This is a genomic window from Roseofilum capinflatum BLCC-M114, from assembly GCF_030068505.1.
In the GTDB taxonomy this organism is placed as follows: Bacteria; Cyanobacteriota; Cyanobacteriia; order Cyanobacteriales; family Desertifilaceae; genus Roseofilum; species Roseofilum capinflatum.
In genome coordinates this window covers 23959-43384 of the sequence record NZ_JAQOSO010000007.1, presented here as the reverse complement: position 1 = coordinate 43384, position 19426 = coordinate 23959, and the positions used below count along the sequence as shown (strand labels likewise).

General features: G+C 41.2%; 16 protein-coding genes and 1 tRNA gene. 3 read left to right on the top strand and 14 right to left on the bottom strand.

All coding sequences use genetic code 11. The features are described 5' to 3' along the window. Positions 1-38 precede the first annotated feature (38 nt). Complete coding sequence (locus tag PMG25_RS01915; RefSeq protein WP_347178715.1) at positions 39-1253, top strand: glycosyltransferase family 4 protein; 1215 nt, start codon at positions 39-41, stop codon at positions 1251-1253. Between the two features lie 78 nt (positions 1254-1331). Here the strand turns inward: PMG25_RS01915 and PMG25_RS01910 are convergent, their stop codons facing one another. From PMG25_RS01910 to PMG25_RS01895, 4 genes are all read right to left on the bottom strand, one after another. Then, complete coding sequence (locus tag PMG25_RS01910; RefSeq protein ID WP_283765224.1) at positions 1332-2282, bottom strand: NAD-dependent epimerase/dehydratase family protein; 951 nt, start codon at positions 2280-2282, stop codon at positions 1332-1334. 49 nt (positions 2283-2331) lie between these two features. Continuing rightward, the gene (locus tag PMG25_RS01905; RefSeq protein WP_283765223.1) at positions 2332-3246 is read right to left on the bottom strand and encodes an Npun_R2821/Npun_R2822 family protein; all 915 of its coding nucleotides are present in this window, start codon (positions 3244-3246) and stop codon (positions 2332-2334) included. Positions 3247-3248: 2 nt separating this feature from the next. After that, positions 3249-4262, bottom strand: a complete 1014-nt coding sequence (locus PMG25_RS01900; RefSeq protein WP_283765222.1) for an Npun_R2821/Npun_R2822 family protein — start codon at positions 4260-4262, stop codon at positions 3249-3251. Positions 4263-4416: 154 nt separating this feature from the next. Beyond that, positions 4417-5445 (bottom strand): hypothetical protein, encoded by a 1029-nt coding sequence (locus PMG25_RS01895; protein ID WP_283765221.1) that lies wholly within the window; start codon positions 5443-5445, stop codon positions 4417-4419. Positions 5446-5644: 199 nt separating this feature from the next. Between PMG25_RS01895 and PMG25_RS01890 the strand changes: the two genes are divergently transcribed. Beyond that, positions 5645-6562: a sulfotransferase family protein gene (locus PMG25_RS01890; protein WP_283765220.1), complete on the top strand. Its 918-nt coding sequence runs from the start codon at positions 5645-5647 to the stop codon at positions 6560-6562. Positions 6563-6878: 316 nt separating this feature from the next. Beyond that, positions 6879-7808: a sulfotransferase family protein gene (locus PMG25_RS01885; protein ID WP_283765219.1), complete on the top strand. Its 930-nt coding sequence runs from the start codon at positions 6879-6881 to the stop codon at positions 7806-7808. Between the two features lie 14 nt (positions 7809-7822). Here PMG25_RS01885 and PMG25_RS01880 read toward each other — a convergent pair whose 3' ends face one another. The 10 genes from PMG25_RS01880 to PMG25_RS01835 all read right to left on the bottom strand — a co-directional run bounded on the left by PMG25_RS01880 (position 7823) and on the right by PMG25_RS01835 (position 19238). Beyond that, positions 7823-10495, bottom strand: a complete 2673-nt coding sequence (locus PMG25_RS01880) for a non-ribosomal peptide synthetase (RefSeq protein ID WP_283765218.1) — start codon at positions 10493-10495, stop codon at positions 7823-7825. Between the two features lie 82 nt (positions 10496-10577). After that, entirely contained in the window at positions 10578-11687 is a 1110-nt protein-coding gene (locus PMG25_RS01875; RefSeq protein WP_283765217.1) for a hypothetical protein, read from the bottom strand. A 7-nt stretch (positions 11688-11694) separates the two neighbouring features. Continuing rightward, a complete protein-coding gene (locus PMG25_RS01870; protein ID WP_283765216.1) occupies positions 11695-13182 on the bottom strand; it encodes an MBOAT family O-acyltransferase in 1488 nt (495 codons plus the stop codon). 4 nt (positions 13183-13186) lie between these two features. Beyond that, a complete protein-coding gene (locus tag PMG25_RS01865) occupies positions 13187-14098 on the bottom strand; it encodes a sulfotransferase family protein (RefSeq protein WP_283765215.1) in 912 nt (303 codons plus the stop codon). A gap of 21 nt (positions 14099-14119) precedes the next feature. Beyond that, the gene (locus PMG25_RS01860; protein WP_283765214.1) at positions 14120-15220 is read right to left on the bottom strand and encodes a glycosyltransferase family protein; all 1101 of its coding nucleotides are present in this window, start codon (positions 15218-15220) and stop codon (positions 14120-14122) included. 279 nt (positions 15221-15499) lie between these two features. Further along, on the bottom strand, positions 15500-16183 hold the full coding sequence (gene psb32, locus PMG25_RS01855) for a photosystem II repair protein Psb32 (RefSeq protein WP_283765213.1): 684 nt from the start codon (positions 16181-16183) through the stop codon (positions 15500-15502). A 104-nt stretch (positions 16184-16287) separates the two neighbouring features. Further along, positions 16288-16764 carry a universal stress protein gene (locus PMG25_RS01850; protein WP_283765212.1) on the bottom strand — a complete coding sequence of 159 codons (477 nt, stop codon included), beginning with the start codon at positions 16762-16764 and terminating at the stop codon, positions 16288-16290. A gap of 505 nt (positions 16765-17269) precedes the next feature. After that, a complete protein-coding gene (locus PMG25_RS01845) occupies positions 17270-18484 on the bottom strand; it encodes an aminotransferase class V-fold PLP-dependent enzyme (protein WP_283765211.1) in 1215 nt (404 codons plus the stop codon). A 28-nt stretch (positions 18485-18512) separates the two neighbouring features. Beyond that, a tRNA-Asn gene (locus tag PMG25_RS01840) sits at positions 18513-18584 on the bottom strand. A gap of 102 nt (positions 18585-18686) precedes the next feature. Continuing rightward, entirely contained in the window at positions 18687-19238 is a 552-nt protein-coding gene (locus PMG25_RS01835) for an NYN domain-containing protein (RefSeq protein WP_283765210.1), read from the bottom strand. Between the last annotated feature and the right edge of the window lie 188 nt (positions 19239-19426).

Genomic DNA, 19426 nt, shown 5'->3' with positions numbered 1-19426 from the left:
ATGGTAGAACGTATCAGTAGAGTCTTCCACGTAATTATATGAAAATTCTTATGCTTTCCTCCACTTTTCCTTACCCCCCTAGTCGGTCGGGGACAGAAGTGAGAACGTTTAATCTGCTTAAATATCTACAAAAAGACCATCAAGTAACTGTAGTTGCCCAGCGATCGCCCGATGTTACCGATGAAGATATTACCGGCTTACAGGATCACGTCAGCGATCTGAAGATTTTTCCCATTGTCGCCGATGAGCGCAAAGGGGCGATCGCCAAAGGAAAGCGCCTATTCTCTTCATTCTGGGAAGGAAAACCCCAAAATGTGATTCACCGTTACCTCAAGGATATTGAAACCCTGGTTCTCGAAGGAGTCGAGCAGGGCAAGTATGATGCCATTACCTGCGAACATAGTGCCAACGCCGTTTATTTACGTCCAGAGCTAAAAAATCGAGTGGGTATGGTGGTTAATGTTCATAGTTCCATGTATTGGGGAACCAGAAATGCCATTGAGATGGGAGCTTCCGAAAATCCATGGCGCGATCGCCTTTATTTACCCGTTCTCTATCGCTACGAACAACAATACTCTCAAATTACCGATAAACTGGTCGTCACCACCGTTGACGATCAAAAACAACTGCAAATTTTTGCCCCTGCTAACAAAATTGAAGTCATTCCCAATGGAGTCGATCTAGACTTATTTCCCTGTCGAACCCAAGATCCTGGGGGCTATACCTTAGCCTTTGTGGGTTCCATGGACTTAACTCACAATATGGATGCGGCGATCTTCTTTGCCAAAAAAGTCTTCCCCCAACTGCGTCAGCGCTATCCTGAAGTCAAGTATCGCATTATCGGCAATCGTCCCACCCCTGAAATTAAAGCCTTAGCTAACCAACCGGGTGTAGAAGTGACGGGAAGAGTCCCTTCCATGGTGGAAGCGCTCCATCAAACTACCGTGTGTGTGGTGTCTTTACAAACGGGTTTTGGCATTAAAAATAAGACCCTGGAAGCGATGGCGGCAGGTATTCCGGTTGTGGGGAGCGATCGCGGTTTAGAAGGACTCGATGCCGATGGGGTTGCCTTGCGAGCCAATACGGTAAAAGAGTACATTGAAGCCATTTCCCGACTATTTGAGAACCCCCAACTCAGAACCGAACTCTCTCAAAACGGGCGCAAACTGATTGAAGATCAGTTCACTTGGGAACAAATGGGCAAAAAATATGAAGCAACTTTAGCAAACGCTCACTCAGGGTCAGGGGAATAAGAACTGAACCAATGGAGTTGAAACCCCAAAAATTAGCAGAAAAACGATCAATGTCCTCAACCCCTCCCCTGGCCTTTCTTAACGATAGAGTTCCTGAACCCATTCCCACTCCTTCGTTAAGCCCTCCTCTAGGGAGACTTGGGGCTGATATCCAATCAGTTTCTTGGCTTTAGAAACATCAGCACTGGTATGGCGAGCATCTCCCATGGCGCGATCGATGTGATTTCTACGGATCGGTTGACCCACAATCTTTTCCATTGTATCCAACACATCCGTCAGTACCACTCGACTGCCGCCACCAATATTAAAAATTTCCCCAACTGCGTCAGGAGCCGTTGCCGCCGCAATATTGGCAGCTACAGCATCTTGAATAAAAGTAAAATCCCTCGTCTGCTGACCATCTCCATAGATGTCAATGGCCCGATCTTCCAATACCGCCTTGTAAAATTTATGAAACGCCATATCCGGACGTTGACGGGGGCCATACACCGTAAAATAGCGGAGAGCCGTAAACGGAACCTGGAAATTTTGGTGATATAACACACATAACCGTTCCGCCGCCAACTTGGTAATGCCATAGGGAGAAACCGGTTGGGGAGGAATCATCTCTGAAGTGGGAAAGGTTTCGGCATTCCCATATATAGAAGAGGTGGAAGCATAGACAAACCGTTTTAACGTCGTGAACTGTTTCGCCGCTTCCAGCATAATTTGAGTAGCATTAATATTCCGTTCCGTATAGGAGCGAAACCCTTCCCCCCAACTCGCACGCACTCCCGCTTGCGCTGCTTGGTGATAAACCACCTCCACATCCGTCAGCAGGGAATTCCAGTCTAAGGCTTGAATATCTCCTTCTATCAGTTGAAACTGAGGATGATTTTCAAAACTGCTAACATTCCGACGTTTCAGGGTGGGGTCATAATAATCATTAAATTGATCGACACCAATCACTTCTTGACCTTGATTGAGTAAGGTTTCGGCTAAGGTAGAACCAATAAAACCAGCCACACCAGTTACAATTACTTTAGTCATTACAAAGATAATTTTTAGCTCTCATTCCTGCACAATTATAAGAGATGAATTAACCGAGGATGGCTTTCTTAATTTTTCTCAGCTTTTGTTTCCATTGCGGTTCCGGTTTAGGTGCTGGAGGGTCAGCCGGAGGATTGGGATCGCCGAGATAGCGGTAATATCTCCATAACTCTCTATAAGGGCCACCCTGTCCCATAGCGCTTCCAGCCCAATGGAGATACATTAATCGCTTGCCTTTATCATATAAAATATGGTCTTTTTCTTCAAAATGACTCGATCCCGCCCAACTGCCTGGCACTCCTTCTGGTAATTTGACCAAATTTAATCGTTTGGGAATTGATTTGAGAACTAGGTAGTTGAGAATGGGTTGGTCAGTGACTTGGGAGGAAAAATCAAAGTATTCTCGATGTTGACTACATTCTTGCAGAAGACTATACATCTGCTCCTGGGAAATGGCCGTTTTTTTCGAGGCCCAAAAGCCACTATTGAACACATCTTTTAATTCTGCTTCTGTAAAGAGATTTTGTTCTTTGACTAAGGGCGAAAAAATATCTTGTAATCCGCGTCCAGAGTGATGATAATCGCAACAGATAAACCCATAGTCTGATAAGTAAGAGAGGATATCGGACATCTTTTCAAAGACGATGATATCCGTATCGATATAGAGAAAGTCGTCTAGGGGGCCGAACCACGCAACGAGCTTTCGCATTTTGTTGGGTAATGCCAAAAAGTCCCGATCGAATATCTCGCTAATTTTGCTAGTAAATTCTTCTACAAGAGCTAAATCAGGAAAAATCTGAACGTTATGCTCCTCTCCCAGGATTTGGGCGGTTTCTTGATATTCCTCATTGAAGGGTATCATGTAAACTGTAATGCCAGGATCGTACATGCGAATACTGTTTAAGAGGGCGATCGCATTCTCTTTAACTTTATTGTTCGCTACAATGTAAATTCCTTGGTTCATGATTATTTCCTAGAGGTCTTCATTCCTAATTTACGCAACACTTTATCTATAAACGTAGGGGGTGCATTATAAGGTTTAGGTTTACCCACAAATTGAGGTCGATTTTCAGGGTCGTGTAGATAGCGGTAGTGTAAGAATATGTCTCGATAGGGAAAGTCTATATTTTCTCCCGCACAGAGCCTAGTAAATACCTTAGAAGATATACCGATATAGTGCAGGTAAGTGAGCTGTACCCCTTTATCATAGAGCAAATGACCCCGTTGCTCAAAGTGGGGAGAGGTTACAGAACATCCAGTTGTCTGTTCTTTGGGGAGTTGCAGGGAAAAATTATAGGCTGGGCGATCGGAACGCATAGTCATATAGTTAAGAATAGACTGATCTGGCCCATTGGGATATAAGATTTCTGCTTCACCTGATTCCAATTGCTGAAGTAACCACTCTCGCGTTTCTTGTGGAAATAATCCCCGTTTAGATCCATAAAAACCTGCACAAAAAATTTCTGAACTTAAACGCTCTTGTGGAAAAATCTTCCCAACTTTTTCAGAGTGAATATTGTAAACATGGGTAAGATCTTTGTATTGGAAATCATAGACCACGAACTCTTGATCCTTGATGCGATCGAAAACAAAATCTAACTGATTGAGAACCAGAACATCACCATCACAATAAATAAATTTCTCTAAAGGACTGTCTTCATCAAAAGCACAAAATCTCCGATGCATCCCTAAACGATTGACTCCTTCAATTCCTCTTGATTGCCAATTTGCTAAGGCTGAAGGATGTCTCTTCCAAATTTCATACGCAAAATCTTCCCATCGAGAAAGAATAGCTTCATCAGAAAGAAGCTCGACATTGTTTCGACTTTTAACTAAATCCTTAATTTTGTCTAAGCGGTTATCGTAGGGAATAATCCAAACGGGAAACTCTGGACTCAGATTAACTTCGATACTGTTTAAAAGAGCCACCACTTGATCGTAGACGACATCATTGGCAAGGGTATAGATTCCATTAGTCATAAGCTTATTATCTGTAGGTAAATACAGACATCAGGCAAAAATAGGTATGCTTCCATTATGACTGATAGATTCTACCTTTGGCAAGGATTCTAGCGCTGACGACAAGTCTTAAAAAAAAGATAAAGAAAACTAGACTTTGATCGCCTGTATTTTTTTATCTGTTCAAAGATAGAATTCGTCGTTCTAAGCTATTCCATTTAAGGGCTAGATAGCGACCCATGAAAAATTTTTGACGTTGCCAATTGGATAAACTTCGCCATTCTTCATAGGCAGGAACGCAAGTATTAAGTAAAAAATCTTGCCATCGCTTAGTAATATTCTCTGGGGTTATTTCTTGTGCCCGTTGTTGACAATTGTTCATCATCACTTGGCGAAATTGTGTATCATCTCGCAGACGTTTAACGGCATTAACGGTTTCTTCATAACTATTGACTTCGATATAGTCGAGTTCACTTTTTCTTTCCCCCTGAAAGGCAGACTCACGTCCTAAAATCGCTGGAACTCCTGCATTCCAAGCATTAAAGAGTTTTGATGCTGGTTTCCAAGGATAATCTGTGCTATCGTTAAATGAGCGAACAGCAAGAATAGCGTCTACTTCGCTATAGTCATTCCAGCGATCGCGCTCTTTCTCCCGTCTCCAGTTTAACCCCATTTGCTTGAGCTGTTCCTTCCATTCGGGTTGAGAAAGTTCCGGTGCTAAATTATAAGTAATACCAAAGTAAGCGACATTCTCAAAGCGATCGCCTCTTTTCGGACTTCTCGGAATAACCCCAGCTTGAGGCCAATGAGGCAAGTAAAATCGTTTACTCGGTAACAAGTATCTATCTTCATCCACTGATTGAATCTGTAAAGGAGGAGAATCAACTTCACAAGCATTCTGAACCACATGAATTGGTGCGTAAGGATGAGAATTTTGATCTCCCTTCACACACACCCAAAGGAGATCGGCAGGAGGTTTTGCTTCATAAGGCAAAGAGTACCGATAAGCAACTACGATCCCCTCCTTTGGCATTTCTGAAACCAACTGGCAAGAAAATCCACTTTCGTACAAACGCAAATAAGTTTGTAAAATCCAACTCCCTAGAACATTTGCTGGACGCAGCTCTTCTGCTCTATCAGGAATGATTTTTGGCCAATCTCTGCGAGGAATATAAAAGTATATTTTAGGTAGGTTCTCGATCATCAAAGTTAACTCCAGCTCGTCTGATCCCTAATAAATTAGATCAATTATACAATTATTAGGATCACTCCATATACAAAATCAAAATTATTGACAAATAAAGATATAAATGTTATGTTACTATTTGTTTGTTTGATTTATGTCAAGCAACAACTTGCATCAAAAAAATCTATAATCATAATTTTCTCTAAACTTAAGTTTAATGAATACCAAAAAAGTTTTGTTTATCATCTCAGCAGGACACTCTGGTTCTAGCCTTCTTTCCGTCATTCTGGGGAGTCATCCTCAGTGCTTTTCTGCTGGAGAATTTGGAAATCTGCCTAACCGCTACAGAAACGGAGCTTTCCTAGACTGTATTAACCGTAATTCAGATTTTTGGGAAGAAACCTTTGGCAAAGAAGGTATAAAGCAACTCTCTATTGGCTTAGGGGACACTCGTGCAACACCCTATATTCCTTTAAAAATAGAAAAAAGAGTTCGAGAATTCTTAGGCAACGACCAAGTCTTTAATCCCTATAGCTTAATGTTTTCTAAACTTAATGAAGAAGTAATAATCGATGCCACTAAATTTTACCCCTTTGTGGAAAAGAAGCTTAAGGCTAGAGAATTTAGATCTGGGGAAGTTGAAGCCTATTTATTACATTTAGTTAGAGATGGAAGAGCAGTCCTTAATTCTTTCCTACGCAGATTCCAAGATATGGACGTTGTAGACTTTACTGAGGGTTGGGTACAAAAGACGAAGGGAAGGCAGGCTTATTTTCATTCATTTAAAGAAGATAAAAAAATAGAAATTGCCTATGAAGACTTGGCCAGTCAACCACACCAAACCATTCAAACCATTTGCCAATGGATTGGCATAGAATTTATAGAGGATATGCTAGAGTACTGGAAATACGATCACCATGACATTTCTGGCAACGATGGAACTTACTCTTTAATTAGACGCTACCAAGGGAAAGAAATACTAGATAAAGTGCGTGAAGTTCATGGAGAGTATTACGAAAAACGAGATTTATCAATTAAATTAGATTTACGCTGGAAAAAAGAGCTATCACCAGAGAACTTAGACATATTCAACCGTATTGCTGGAGCAGTTAACCAACCCTATGAGTACAATTGAGCAAAGAGGATGAGAAAGTAATTAAATCATGAACCTTATAGATATAAGGGTAAGGTCTACTGATGAAAGTTTGCTTTCTTTTTCCCCAGATATCTTTGTTTAGAGATATTTTTGAATAACTCTTGTACCCTCTCATATTAAGTGAGGAATGAAGCAATCATCAATATTTTTGTGATATCAAAAATAAAGTTTATCATCGCTTAACAGAGTGAATCTATGGATTAAGTGATCACCCTTAATTATTGACAATTATAAATAAACATGATAACCTAAAGGAGGAAAATATATAGTACAAAATAATATAAAATTGTCATTTATGATCAAAAAAATAGATAGAAGAAATAAAGTTGTTTTTGTAATAAGTATGGGTCGCTCAGGATCAACCTTAGTTGAATTGATGATTGGCAGTCACCCAGATGCGTTTTCATTAGGTGAAATCAGCAAGCTTCCTCAGATGGTACAAAAAGGAAGAGACTTTTGGTATCCTGAAGATAGTACCTTTTGGCTAGATAATTTTACAAAGGCAGAATTAAAGCAATTTGCAGCAGGAATGAGCAATCACAGATTGCATCGATATATTCCTTTAAAACTTGAACGCCTAGTTCGAGAATGGTTAGGGAATGACGAAATTCTTAATCCCTATACTATACTTTTTTCTAAAACTAAACAATCTATTCTGACTGATTCTAGCAAGGAAGTGAGTTGGATCTCCAATAAATTGAAGGCTAGGGAATTTAGGCAAAATAAAATTGATGCTTACCTCTTGTATAATGTACGAGATGGTCGAGCAGTTATTAACTCCTATCTCCGGTTTAAGAAAGACTCCATAGAAAACCTCAGTCATCAATGGGTTAATCTTTTTAAAGAGCAAAGTGAATTTTACAATAATTTTTCAGAGGATAGAAAGTTAGCAATTCGCTATGAAGAAATGGCCACAAATCCTCACAAAGTGTTACAACAGATATGTCATTGGTTAGATATTGAGTTTGTCCCGGATATGATCGAATACTGGAAGCACGATCATCATCATGTTGTTGGCAGTCGAGGAGCGAATGCTTTAATTGCAAAATACAAGGGGAAAAAACAAAAAAATCTGGAAAGTCATGGTCAATACTATCAAGACCCAGAATTTAAAATCAAGTTAGACATGCGATGGAAGCAAGAGTTATCACCAGAAAATTTACAAGTGTTTAATCAGATTGCTGGAGAACTTAATAAACCTTATGAATGGAACTTAGACATATAAGTAATGACTAAGTTTTAATTCAAGTCTGATCTTGCGTTCTGGAGGCACTGGTTCAACTTTTGGGCCAGCTCAAGTACATTAGGGTAATCCATAAAAGAGCCATGGTTGCCTGGTACATCATAAACTTCTACACCAACAGAAGTCATTTTTCTCCAACCTAGTAGTGGATCAAGTTTCCATCCTTCTGGTATGGGTCGTCCTAACCTGGAGCGAAATAGTGTAATTTTGCCATCATAGATGGTAGGAGTATAGCGGCTTTTTGCAGCTCTATTGACTTTCCGAATAAAATGACTGGTTTGAATCACAATATTTGTGCCATCATCTTTAGGCAACCAGTCTTCAGAAGGAAGTTGGTCGAAAGCCTTAGAAGATGAAGCCATACCCTTCATACGATCTTGCCAACGTTCAACAAGATACTCAAAACCTTGTTGAGAAAATCTTCTCCAATGCCGAGCCAGTCGTTCATAGGGTGAAAGAGGTGTGGTGTGAATACGTTCAAGAGCATAGGGACTATGGCTATCAAGAATGACAAGCAGAGCAATTTCCTGGCCTTGTTGTCTGAGTTGTTGTGCCATTTCAAAAGCTACTAGACCACCAAAAGAGTAACCTCCAATCAAGTAAGGACCTTGAGCTTGAAATGCTTGCATTGTTTGAATATTACGAGCAGCTATAGCTTCAATAGTAGTTAAAGGTTGGGTTTTGCCATCAAGACCTTGTGCTTGTAAACCATATAACGGTTGATGCAAACCTAATTCAATTGCTAAGTTGCTATAATTAAGAACATTTCCTCCTATCCCATGACTAACAAAGAAGGGAGGATTATCGCCATTGGGCTGAATTGGAACTAACGATGACCAGGCATCAGTGAAGCGATCGCTTTGCAATATTTCTGCTATTTCTTTGATCGTTGGTGCTTTCATCAGTAAAGCCAGAGGAAGCTTCACCCCCAAGGTTTGTTCAATTTCAGAGAAAATTTGGGCAGCTAATAGGGAATGTCCGCCAATTTCAAAGAAATGATCGCAAATCCCAATAGGCTTTTGCTCCAACCATTTTTCCCAAATTTCTACCAATTGGCCTTCAATTTCGTTGCTAGGAGGGATAAACTGCTGAGTTAATTCTAAGTTATCGCGGCTTGGTTCTGGCAAAGCACGACGATCTAATTTACCATTTGGTGTTAGAGGTAGAGCATCTAAGAACATGAAATGGGCAGGTATCATATAGTCAGGGAGCTTGCCTTGAATCTCATGTCGTAATTCTTCCTTTAAAGAAGAGTGAACAGCCATGGTAAGGCCAGATTTGGGGATTAAATAGGCAACCAGTTGAGTTTCTCCTTGAAGAGTTTCATGGGCAGAAACAACAGATTGTTTAATCTGGGGATGATTTTCTAGAACAGCTTCAATCTCACCAGTTTCGACTCGCATTCCACGGATTTTAACTTGAAAATCTACTCGCCCAAGAATTTCTAAACCACCGCTTTCTAAAATACGAGCCACATCCCCAGAGCGAAAAAGCCGATTAAAGGGATCTTCTGAGAAAGGATTAGAAATAAATTTGGCCTCATTATCTTGGGGGCGGTTGAGATAGCCTCGTGCCAGATTTTTTCCAGAAATCGCCAATTCCCCAATTTCACCCATAGGTAGAAGATTAAGGTTTTCATCCACCACGTGAATACAATTGTGATCGTAAAGTTTCCCCACAACCGGTACATAACCAGAATCTCGTTCAAAGTCTTCAGGGACACAATTGGCACAAACTCCTAGAGTTTCTGTCTGACCATAAAGATTAAAAACTTGTGGTTGTTTGTTTATCGGAAATTGACGGCGAACTTTTTTCAGGAGAGGACAAGGTAAAAGACCACCTGAAAAGACAAGAAACCGCAACTGACTAGAGTGGAGCAAATTTTGCTTTTCGAGAGGAAGAGTGTCTAAAGATTGAATCCCGTAGCGCCAAACTGACGCAACTGTATCAAATACAGTTACCTTTTTATCTATGATGAATTGAAACAACTGGAGTGGATTTTTAATGTATTCATCAGTGGCAACAATAACTTTTGCTCCTTTACATAAGGGAAATAGGAGTTGACGTAAAGACGAAGAAAACGAGAAGGAAGCAGTATGTAAGTAGTAGTCTTGTTCTGTAATAGGGAAAACATCTGTTAGTCCCTTCAGGTAATAGCTAACATTTTCCTGAGTAATTTGTACTCCCTTGGGTTTACCGGTTGATCCTGATGTGTAGATAATGTAAGCCAGGTTATCGGGTTGAACAGTTCTTAAGGGATCATCCTGTGGATAGGATCTCAAAAGAGAACAATCTGTATCTAAATTTATTATTTTTCCCAAATAACTAGGAAACTCCTCTCGTAAATGTTCTTGGGTAAGTAACCAAGAAATTTTTGTTTCCTGAAGAATAAATTCCGAGCGTTCTTTAGGATATTTCGGATCGAGTGGAATATAAGCTCCTCCTGCTTTCCAAATCCCTAAAATGCCTATAATTAACTCCAAAGAGCGTTCGGCACAGATGCCGACACGGACTTCTGGTTTTACCCCTAAGCTTTGTAAATAATGTGCCAGTTGATTCACTTGGTAATTGAGTTGCTCATATGTTAACTGCACATCATTACATTCGAGGGCGATCGCATTGGGGCTTTGCTGGACTTGCTCTTCCCATAAACTTTGAAATAGTTTCATAGTAATTTTACTCCATAGATAGATATATAATAGCTTATAGCCACGGTTTTCTCTTCTTTAAATTGAAATGAGTCGTATTTTGCTATCGCTTTAGTCCTTCTAACATTGTCACGACATCTGGATTGTCCTTCCTCCAGATATTTCTTTGTTTACGAATGTCTTCCAAATGCTCTTCAATATTCTCTTGAGCAATCATAATACCAAAATCTTCCGGCACTATTTCTTGATTATACTGTAAAATCCGATTGAGAATCAAGTCTCCAACGTGCATTGTAAAATGAGAACTATCCCTGTATTTAGTCATTTGATCGGTGATGAATTCCGTAGTTATACTGTTATAGCCAGAAAAGTCCCAAACTGGGAGTATATTAACAATCTCTCGCTTCCCTTGTTCTATAACTGCTTCACTACCTGACATATACATAGCTTCAAATTGAGTAACGTGAGGTGGTGTAATAAAGGCTATCAAATTCAGGTTATTTTCTCGACATAAATCAACAATAATACTGAGATTTTCTAAAGCAAATGGAAATATTTTATCCTTTGGATTATTAATTATTCCTGGAAGCCAAGAAGTAAACTTCACATTCCTATATTTCACATAGTCAGTATCGCGAACGCCTTTAGAGTTATAGTATTCGTAATCTGGTTTGTCTAAATTAGCTTTAATAGATTCAAGACTTTTACTAAACGTATCCCAAGAAAAATTAATTTCTAGAGATTCTGATAACGGCAAACCTTGTTGTTGCAACCTATCTTCTTTAAAACCGGTTTTCCTTAAATAGGGATCTTCTAGAAGCCATAAATCTATGCCTAGAATAACGACTTGAATATTTTCTTGTGTTTGAATAGCATATTCCAAATAACGTCTTTGCTCATAAAACGTCATTCCTTGCATAGCTAAATTATAAACAGGTTGATATGTTTGTAATGCTGGATGCTCTACATCAAAGGCTGTTTCTACGCGAGATGCCCCTAAAAATATAGTTTTAGCATCTTGACGAGTTAGGTCTACTGCCTTATATAATCTTGTGTTATCTACAGTTGCAGGCTTAGACTGATTGATTCCTCTAATCACCAGGATATTCATGATCCCGAAAGGATCGATAATTGCATTAAATAGGGCAACTAGGCATGATCCGCTGGCTGCTACTGACAACAAGATAAGACTAAAACTACGATAAGGCTTCATATTCACCTCAGAATTGAAAATATAAGAACTCGCTGACTTGATTCAATGAAAGTAAACAGACAAAAACCATCGTACCTGCTCCAACTGCCCACCACCATTTAGGTTGAAACTTTTCCATTATTTCTTGGGTATTTGGACACCAAATTACCACTGCAAGTAAGGCGATAATGGTTACAAAATTGATGCCTAAAGTTGTAGCATCGGTTCCTGGAAGATAGGGTAGAGCAGATAGCACTTCTTGTCCCTTGAATTCTACACCCAAAGGAGTGAGCCAAGATAAAAGTGACTCAAACTTACCGGGTAAAACAATACCTTTCATTCCAGTAACTGATTGAATCATGAAGGCAGCATCTTGAAAGCTCGTCGATCGAAATAAGATCCAACTCATCACCACAGCAAAAAAGGTAATGAACCATGCAAGAAACCAAGGTAATTTAATACGCAGTCGTTGCCATTGCCGGTCTATAACGAGGTATAAACCGTGAAGTCCTCCCCAGACCACAAATGTCCAACCTGCACCATGCCAAAGTCCTCCTAAGAACATAGTAATCATTAAATTCAAATTTCGCCTTAGTTCTCCTTTACGGTTTCCTCCTAGTGGAATATACAGATAATCCCGGAGAAAGTTTGAGAGGGTAATATGCCACCTGCGCCAAAAATCAGCAATGGAGGTTGCTTTGTAGGGAGAATCAAAGTTAATCGGCAATTCAATATTAAACATCCATCCCAAGCCGATCGCCATATCTGAGTAGCCGGAAAAGTCAAAATAGAGTTGTAGTGTATAACATAATGCTCCCACCCAGGCTTCTACAAAACTCACCTGGCTTGCATGATCGAATACGTCTGCCACCCAAGGGGAAAGACGGTCTGCAATGAGCATTTTTTTACTCAAACCCAACGTGAACAGGGTTAGTCCTCTGGCAAAGTTGCGATCGGAGAAAATAAATTTACGCTTCTGCCAGAATTGCGGGATCAGTTCATCATGGCGGAGAATCGGGCCAGCGATGAGTTGAGGGAAAAAAGACACGAATAAACTGTATTCAAGAACGCCATATTTTTTGGTTTCCCCACGATAGGCATCAACGAGATAAGCAATTTGGGTGAAGGTATAAAAAGAAATGGCTAGGGGCAGGACAATATTGGGCACTATCAGATCGGTATTCAAGATGCCATTCATCGATTGAGCTAAAAATCCTGCATATTTGTAGTATCCGATAAATCCTAAGTTGATACAGACACCACTGATTAATAAGAGTTTAGCCTGTTGACTTCCATGCTCTGTTCTTGATAGAGTTCTACCGATGAAAAAGTTAGTGAGAATGGAAATTACCAGTAGGGGTAAATAGGCTACATTCCAGTAGGCATAGAAAAAGAGGGAGGTAGCCACTAGCCAAATCATCGCTGCTAAAGTGAGTCGAAATTTAGCTAGACCAAAAAAAATAATTAAGGTAAGGGGTAAAAATAAGAGAATAAAGACGTGGGAATTAAATAGCATAGGATTACTCTAGCCAATTGGAAAGATCTCGGTTAATTAAGTCTTGCAGTTGCAGAATATCTTGTCGATAAATGTTAATAAGTTGCTTCCTAGTTTGGTCAGGGAGTTTGGGTTTTCCTTGGTTACGCTGCTTGAGATTAGTAGCGATACGCTTGCGTAGTCCAGTAGGTAAGAGGGGTTTTAAGACTGCTTTAATGGGATTGGGTCGATTGAGGAGTGTATTGACAGTTCGATTTTTAGGAACTTCTGTTTTATTATGAGTTTTGGTGAAATTTGGCGTAAAGGTTCGATCGACCCCTAAAAATTCAAATATATTTTGGGCTACGGCTAACTTATCTTTGATGAGATCTTCATAGAGATAGATTCTGATTTGACTCGCATCAAAGCGGTCAAAGTAGCGATTGAGTTGGGTATAGTAAAATCCTCGTCTGATATAATGCCAATTGTGACTCCAACCTTGAGAAATGCGCGTCTCTTCTGCTTGAATGGCTTGATTAAAGTCAAAGTTTGTATGGGGTTCAAATCCCTGGGATGCCCAGTATAAATAGTGGGAGAATGCTCGTTCTACTGGATCGCGAAGAATGGCGATCAGTTTCACGTCTGGGATATAGTGTTGTATCCGTTCTGGTGCTTTTTCACTATAAATGTATACAGTTGAGGCTTCCCCGATCGCCTTTTGGGTGGTCACGGGGTCAAAAAGCGATCGGTAAGTGTCGAGATCGGTAACGCGATCGTTCATCTTAAATGTACCTTCGGGCCCCGGATATTCTAAGGGTTCACCTTCTAGGGCAAAAAAATCGGGTTCTTTGCTATATCCGGATGGAACGTAAATTTCCGGATGTTGCTTCAAATAATAATACAGAGATGTTGTCCCTGCTTTGGCAGCACCAATGAGCAAAAAATTAGGCATCGTCATAACGGTAAATCCTCATATCAATCAATGGTAGTTTAACCAAAGTTTAGCACTATTCTCCCAAGTTTCTTCTTGTGCGAGTTGCTGAAATTCTTGACGTATTTCTTCTAATCTATCCCGATCGTTTAATAACTCTATAATCTTCATCGCTACCGCTTCTTGAGTCGTTTTCTCGTAAGGATTACCAGGTGCTTTTATGCAGTATTTTTTTTCACTAAAAGCGTAGCAGTCAGTGGTGACAGGAACGCAGCCTACAGCAGCCGATTCTCGGACTGAAATACAATCTATTTCTTGAAAAGTACAGCCATAGTAATGAATAGATGCTGTAGATTTTTCTTGGATTAACTTTTCCACTCCGATTCTACCATGGTCAGTGACACCGGATTGATTCATCAATTCCATCATCTTTTCTTTCCAGGCTTGAATTTCTGGTTTACTCAAATCATTGCCTGACCAACCATAATAGATGTGTAAATGTGCTTGGGGCACTACTTGTTTTATGATTGGCCAACCATATTGGAGCATTCTTTCAAGTCCTCTAATATAATTGGATGCATAAATTAATTTGTAGGGATCTTTAGGGGCTTGACTATAGTGAAAGTAGTATGGATCAATCCCATTCGGAATAATTGTTATTTTGTTTTCCTCTATTTCCGGTAGTAAGCTCCTGTGGTAAGCTGATTTTACAAAAACGCGGTCAAAATTCTTCAATTTAGATTTGCTAACTTGATGAGGCTGCATGACTTCATGCAAATCCAGCCAAATTTTATTGGCTTTAGTTTGGGAATAGAGTCGCCAAGGATAGCGCCAAATAATTAATATATCAAATCGATCGTATTGATTGAATTCAGAATAGTGTCGATACTCGACTCCATCATAAATTCCTGCTTGGGTTCCACAGTTATTATAAACAGTAACTTGGTAACCTAAGTTCACCCAGGCTCTGGTTAACTGTATAATGGCTGTTTCTGAACCCCCTAATCCGATTTTTAAGGTTTCTGGTGTCCAAAGAGAAGGAGTTGAGCCAGTATAATAGACAATGGAATTTTTGGGCCAAGTTCTTCGGTTAAACCAATGTTTTGTTTGTTTTATTTTAGACTTTAATCGTTCAATCAATGTTTTCATCCGAATCATCTCCATAAGGGCTGTAATTATATTTTCTCTTCGGTTTAATTATTCTAGAAATTATAGAAGCAGACCCTGCCCGCCCTACCTTATGCTTTAATTGATTACCCGGACTTGATATTAATCATGCATAGAATTCCTTAGATCGTCAAGATATGTCACTTTTCCTTTCATCAAGGGTTATGGGCAATGGAGGTATAGGGTGAACGTCTGTTCACCCTTAAGTCGTTTAGGTGAGGGCGATCGCCCCTAACCAGGACTTACTGTTCTTTTAATTTCCTATTGATACAGCCAGAAATAAGTGACCATGGGGATCACAGTGGCCAAAATCAGCAAGACAATCACCCAAACGGTAGCGTTGGAGTTTTTGGTTTCTTCTGCGGAAGCAAAGTTACTTTCTGCTTGAATAGTGTCTTCAACCACGGGAGGGCCGGGATCGGGATTACCGGATAAAATAGCGGTTAAGCGATCGCCAGCTCCTAAAAACGCTCGATTGTAGCGATCGCCATTACGCAACGGCACTTGTATTGTTTCACTCGATACACTTTCCGCCATCTCATCGGACAACCAGCTCTTCGTTCCCTCTCCCGTGCGAATCGCCGAATTATTGGTCACCACATCTAAAACCAATAACACTTGATTCCTCTGCTCCTCTAGAGTCGGAAACCACTTTTCAAACAAATCATTAGTAAAGCTATCAATCGTTTCCCCATAATCCAAACGGCGAATCGTCACCAACCGGACTTCATTCCCCGTCTCTTGTGCCAACTGACTGAACTGATCGCTAAGTTTTCCCTCATTTAACCGACTAATCACATCCCCTTGATCCAGTATCCAAGTCGCTTCTCCCGATTTAACCACAGGCATTTGATAAACCCCCGTTGCTTGGGCCGGTTGGGGATTCATCCACCACAACAACAGAGTTAAAATACTGATTAATAATCCTCGAACTGTTTTTTTCATCCTCAATTTTCCCTCATTAAAATTCTATCTATACTTAACTTATCCTGTTATGGGTAATCGGTAGTCCATCCCCGCGTCTATGCCTTCCTCACCCCCCTTTGCTCTCAGGGATGTACCAAATACACAGAACAACACACATGATGAATCACATAATTACTCACACTGCCTACAAACCATTCTGTCAGATTCGAGTGTTCCCGTCGTCCCATCACCACTAAATCTGCATTCCAAGACTGGGCCAGATCGCAGATCATCCGTCCTGGATTACCATAAGTTTGAGTCAGTTCCGCTTCAAGACCAGCCTTCAGACTCCGATCTGCAAAGGTTTTAAGTAACTCTAGACTCTCTTGCTCAAACTTCTGCCATTGATCGTGATAAGACTTCACCCAATCTGTACTCAACTGCGCTTCAATCCCTAAACTCATCATTCGAGGATCGGGGGGACTATCAGCAGATTGACTCGATAGCACATGCAGTAACCTTAATTGAGCAGAGTAAGTCTGAGCCAGAACTAAAGCCGTTTCAAAAATGGTATGACTGATTGGACTGCGATCGAGAGCAACAAGAATTCGCGACACCATAAGGATTAATAGGGGCAATACTGGAGAAACTGAGGACAAACTATCTAGGCTTTATTGTACTGCCTTTGGTCTAGTCTATCTCTAGGGTAAGCGAGTGATCCATTGCACAAACAAGGCTCCAAGGGTAAGAGTTACAGCAGTTTGCAGTAGGTAAATTATAGTCCAGCGTAAAACTTGAGGAACTCCCATTGAGCATAACCTCCAAAATTAATGTAGGGATACAGGGATTGATTTCACCCTAAAGTCGATTTAACGAAGGGATTGGCGATTGGATAGGGCAGTTTTTTCAACAGTTGTCTCACTCGTCGGTGGGAATGCACTCTGGGAGGATAAATGGGTTATCCCTATCCGCAATACAGTTGATAGGGTAACCACTACCATTAAGCTCAGGGAGGCTGTTGGCAGAAGAGAGATAAGCTGAGGTTGATTTCTTTTCATGATGGTTACCCATCCATTCGAGTGGGAGTGCCAAACCCAGGTTACTGGAGCCTAGAAAAGAATTACATCACCCATTAGCATCACCCAGTTGGGTGAATTGGGGATGATTGAGAGTCGATTGGAGGGCGATCGCCAAATTCTGGTAATCAGCTTGGCAATTATAGACTTGGGCGCACACTCTCAGCAACCGATGGTTGGCTCGGGGAAACGCCATAATAGCCACTTCGATATGGCAGTTTTGGGAAAGATGGTTATAGAGGGGGAGAGCTAAACCATCAGGAAGAGGAAGAGATAGCATAGAACCGATCAGAGATTCTGGGGTATTACAGGATATTCCTAGGGCTTCCGACAGGAGGGTTTTGGCATTGATAATCATTTGATGATTATGCTGCATCAGTGCCAGCCATCCCCCTGGAAATTCGGTTTGGATAAAATCGATCGCCCTTGGAATGCAGAGATAAGGCGTGAAATCTTGGGTTCCTGTCCAGTCAAATTCTAGATGAAATCGGGAGCGATCGCCACGGGATGAGTTAGCGCCATGGCTAATACTCAGGGGACGAATCCGATCTTGTCGCTCAGGTTTAACATACAAAAATCCCGCACCTTTGGGGGTAAAGAGCCATTTATGACAGTTTCCACTGTAGTAGGTAACCTCTAATTCCTCCAGTTTGAGGGGAATTTGGCCCGGAGCATGGGCCCCATCCACCAGTAATTCTATACCTTGGGTTTTCAGCGCTTTCCCCAAGGCTTGAATCGGGAAAATCAAACCGGTCATACTGGCAATATGATCGACCAGCACCAAGCGAGTTTGAGGCGTAACGGCTGCTAAGATGCGATCGGCAATCTCTTGCTCATTTTCTGGCGGAAAGGGAACTGAAATGACCCTCACGTTAGCCCCACTCCGATGGGCCACAAATTCTAGAGCATTGCGACAAGCATTATATTCATGATTCGTTGTTAGCAGCTCATCCCCAGGAGCTAAGGGAAGGGAACGTAAAACTGTGTTCACTCCAGTCGTCGCATTCGGAATTAAAGCCAAGTCTGAAGGCTTTGCTCCTACAAATTGCCCTAACCGCTCCCGCGCTTGGTCAAGCAACCCTTCCAGCTCATGCATGATGAAACCCGTAGGGTTTTGCTCCAATTGTTCCCTTAACTGGGTTTGACGCTCTAATACAGAACGCGGACAAGCACCAAACGCTCCATGGTTCAAGTAAATGCGGTTGGGATCGAGTGCCCACAATTGTTTCCAGGGAGAAACGTCCTGACTGCTTGCTGCATTCATGGATTAAAAATAGGGTTGATGATTTAAACTCCCCAGGCCGGATTCGAACCAGCGACCAATCGGTTAACAGCCGACCGCTCTACCACTGAGCTACTGAGGATCACAGTTTCTTAATGTACCCCTAAACCTAGGCATTTGTCAAGCCTTTTCTCAAAAATCTTTTTTGGAGCGATCGCTATGGCATCAAGAACCCGATCGCCGCCTAATAGGGTAAACCCATACGCAAAGCCGTTAACCGCTCTTGAGCTGAGGCATCCAGCCCATGGAAGAGAGAAGAACGAGAAACTTTTTTCTTCGTTTTTCGTTTCTCATGGAGAACCGTTTTACTATTGCTCACCTCCTGAGCCAACCGACTCGCTGACATCCATTCTGCTCCATAGCCTACCACCGTCATTTGTTGAGCGCGATCGGAAGTAGCCACCATCAAGCGCCTTTGATATTTTTCAATCGAGCGACTAAATTTAGCGCAGGCAATCTCAATATAAGAATCCGCCGTTTGCCCAAAATTTGTGTAATACACAGACAGCATATCCGTAACCCCCTCCCGATGACTCGGAGTGTGCTGCAAATGAGCATCAAACACAATCCGGGTATCATAGCCCCGGAAAGCACTATAGTTCGTCAAAATTTCGATCAGTTGCTCGCGAGCAACCTCTAGGCCTTGGCGATCGCGGGTTGCTTGCAAATCGCTCCAAGCACCAATAATGTTATAACCATCAACAAACAAAATAGCAGCAGTTCGGGGTCGGGACATGGGTCTGGATCGTCAATTTTCAGTTCCGGATTTTGGCATCTTAAGATAGTATAGTGGCATGATACTGGAAAAGTCCTGTTTCAATCTCGATCGACAAACCCTCAATCCTTTCTGGAAAAAGGGTTTCAGAGATTTAACATTGAATTTAGAACTCCCTCCAGAATCAGATATCAACTCAGACAACTTCA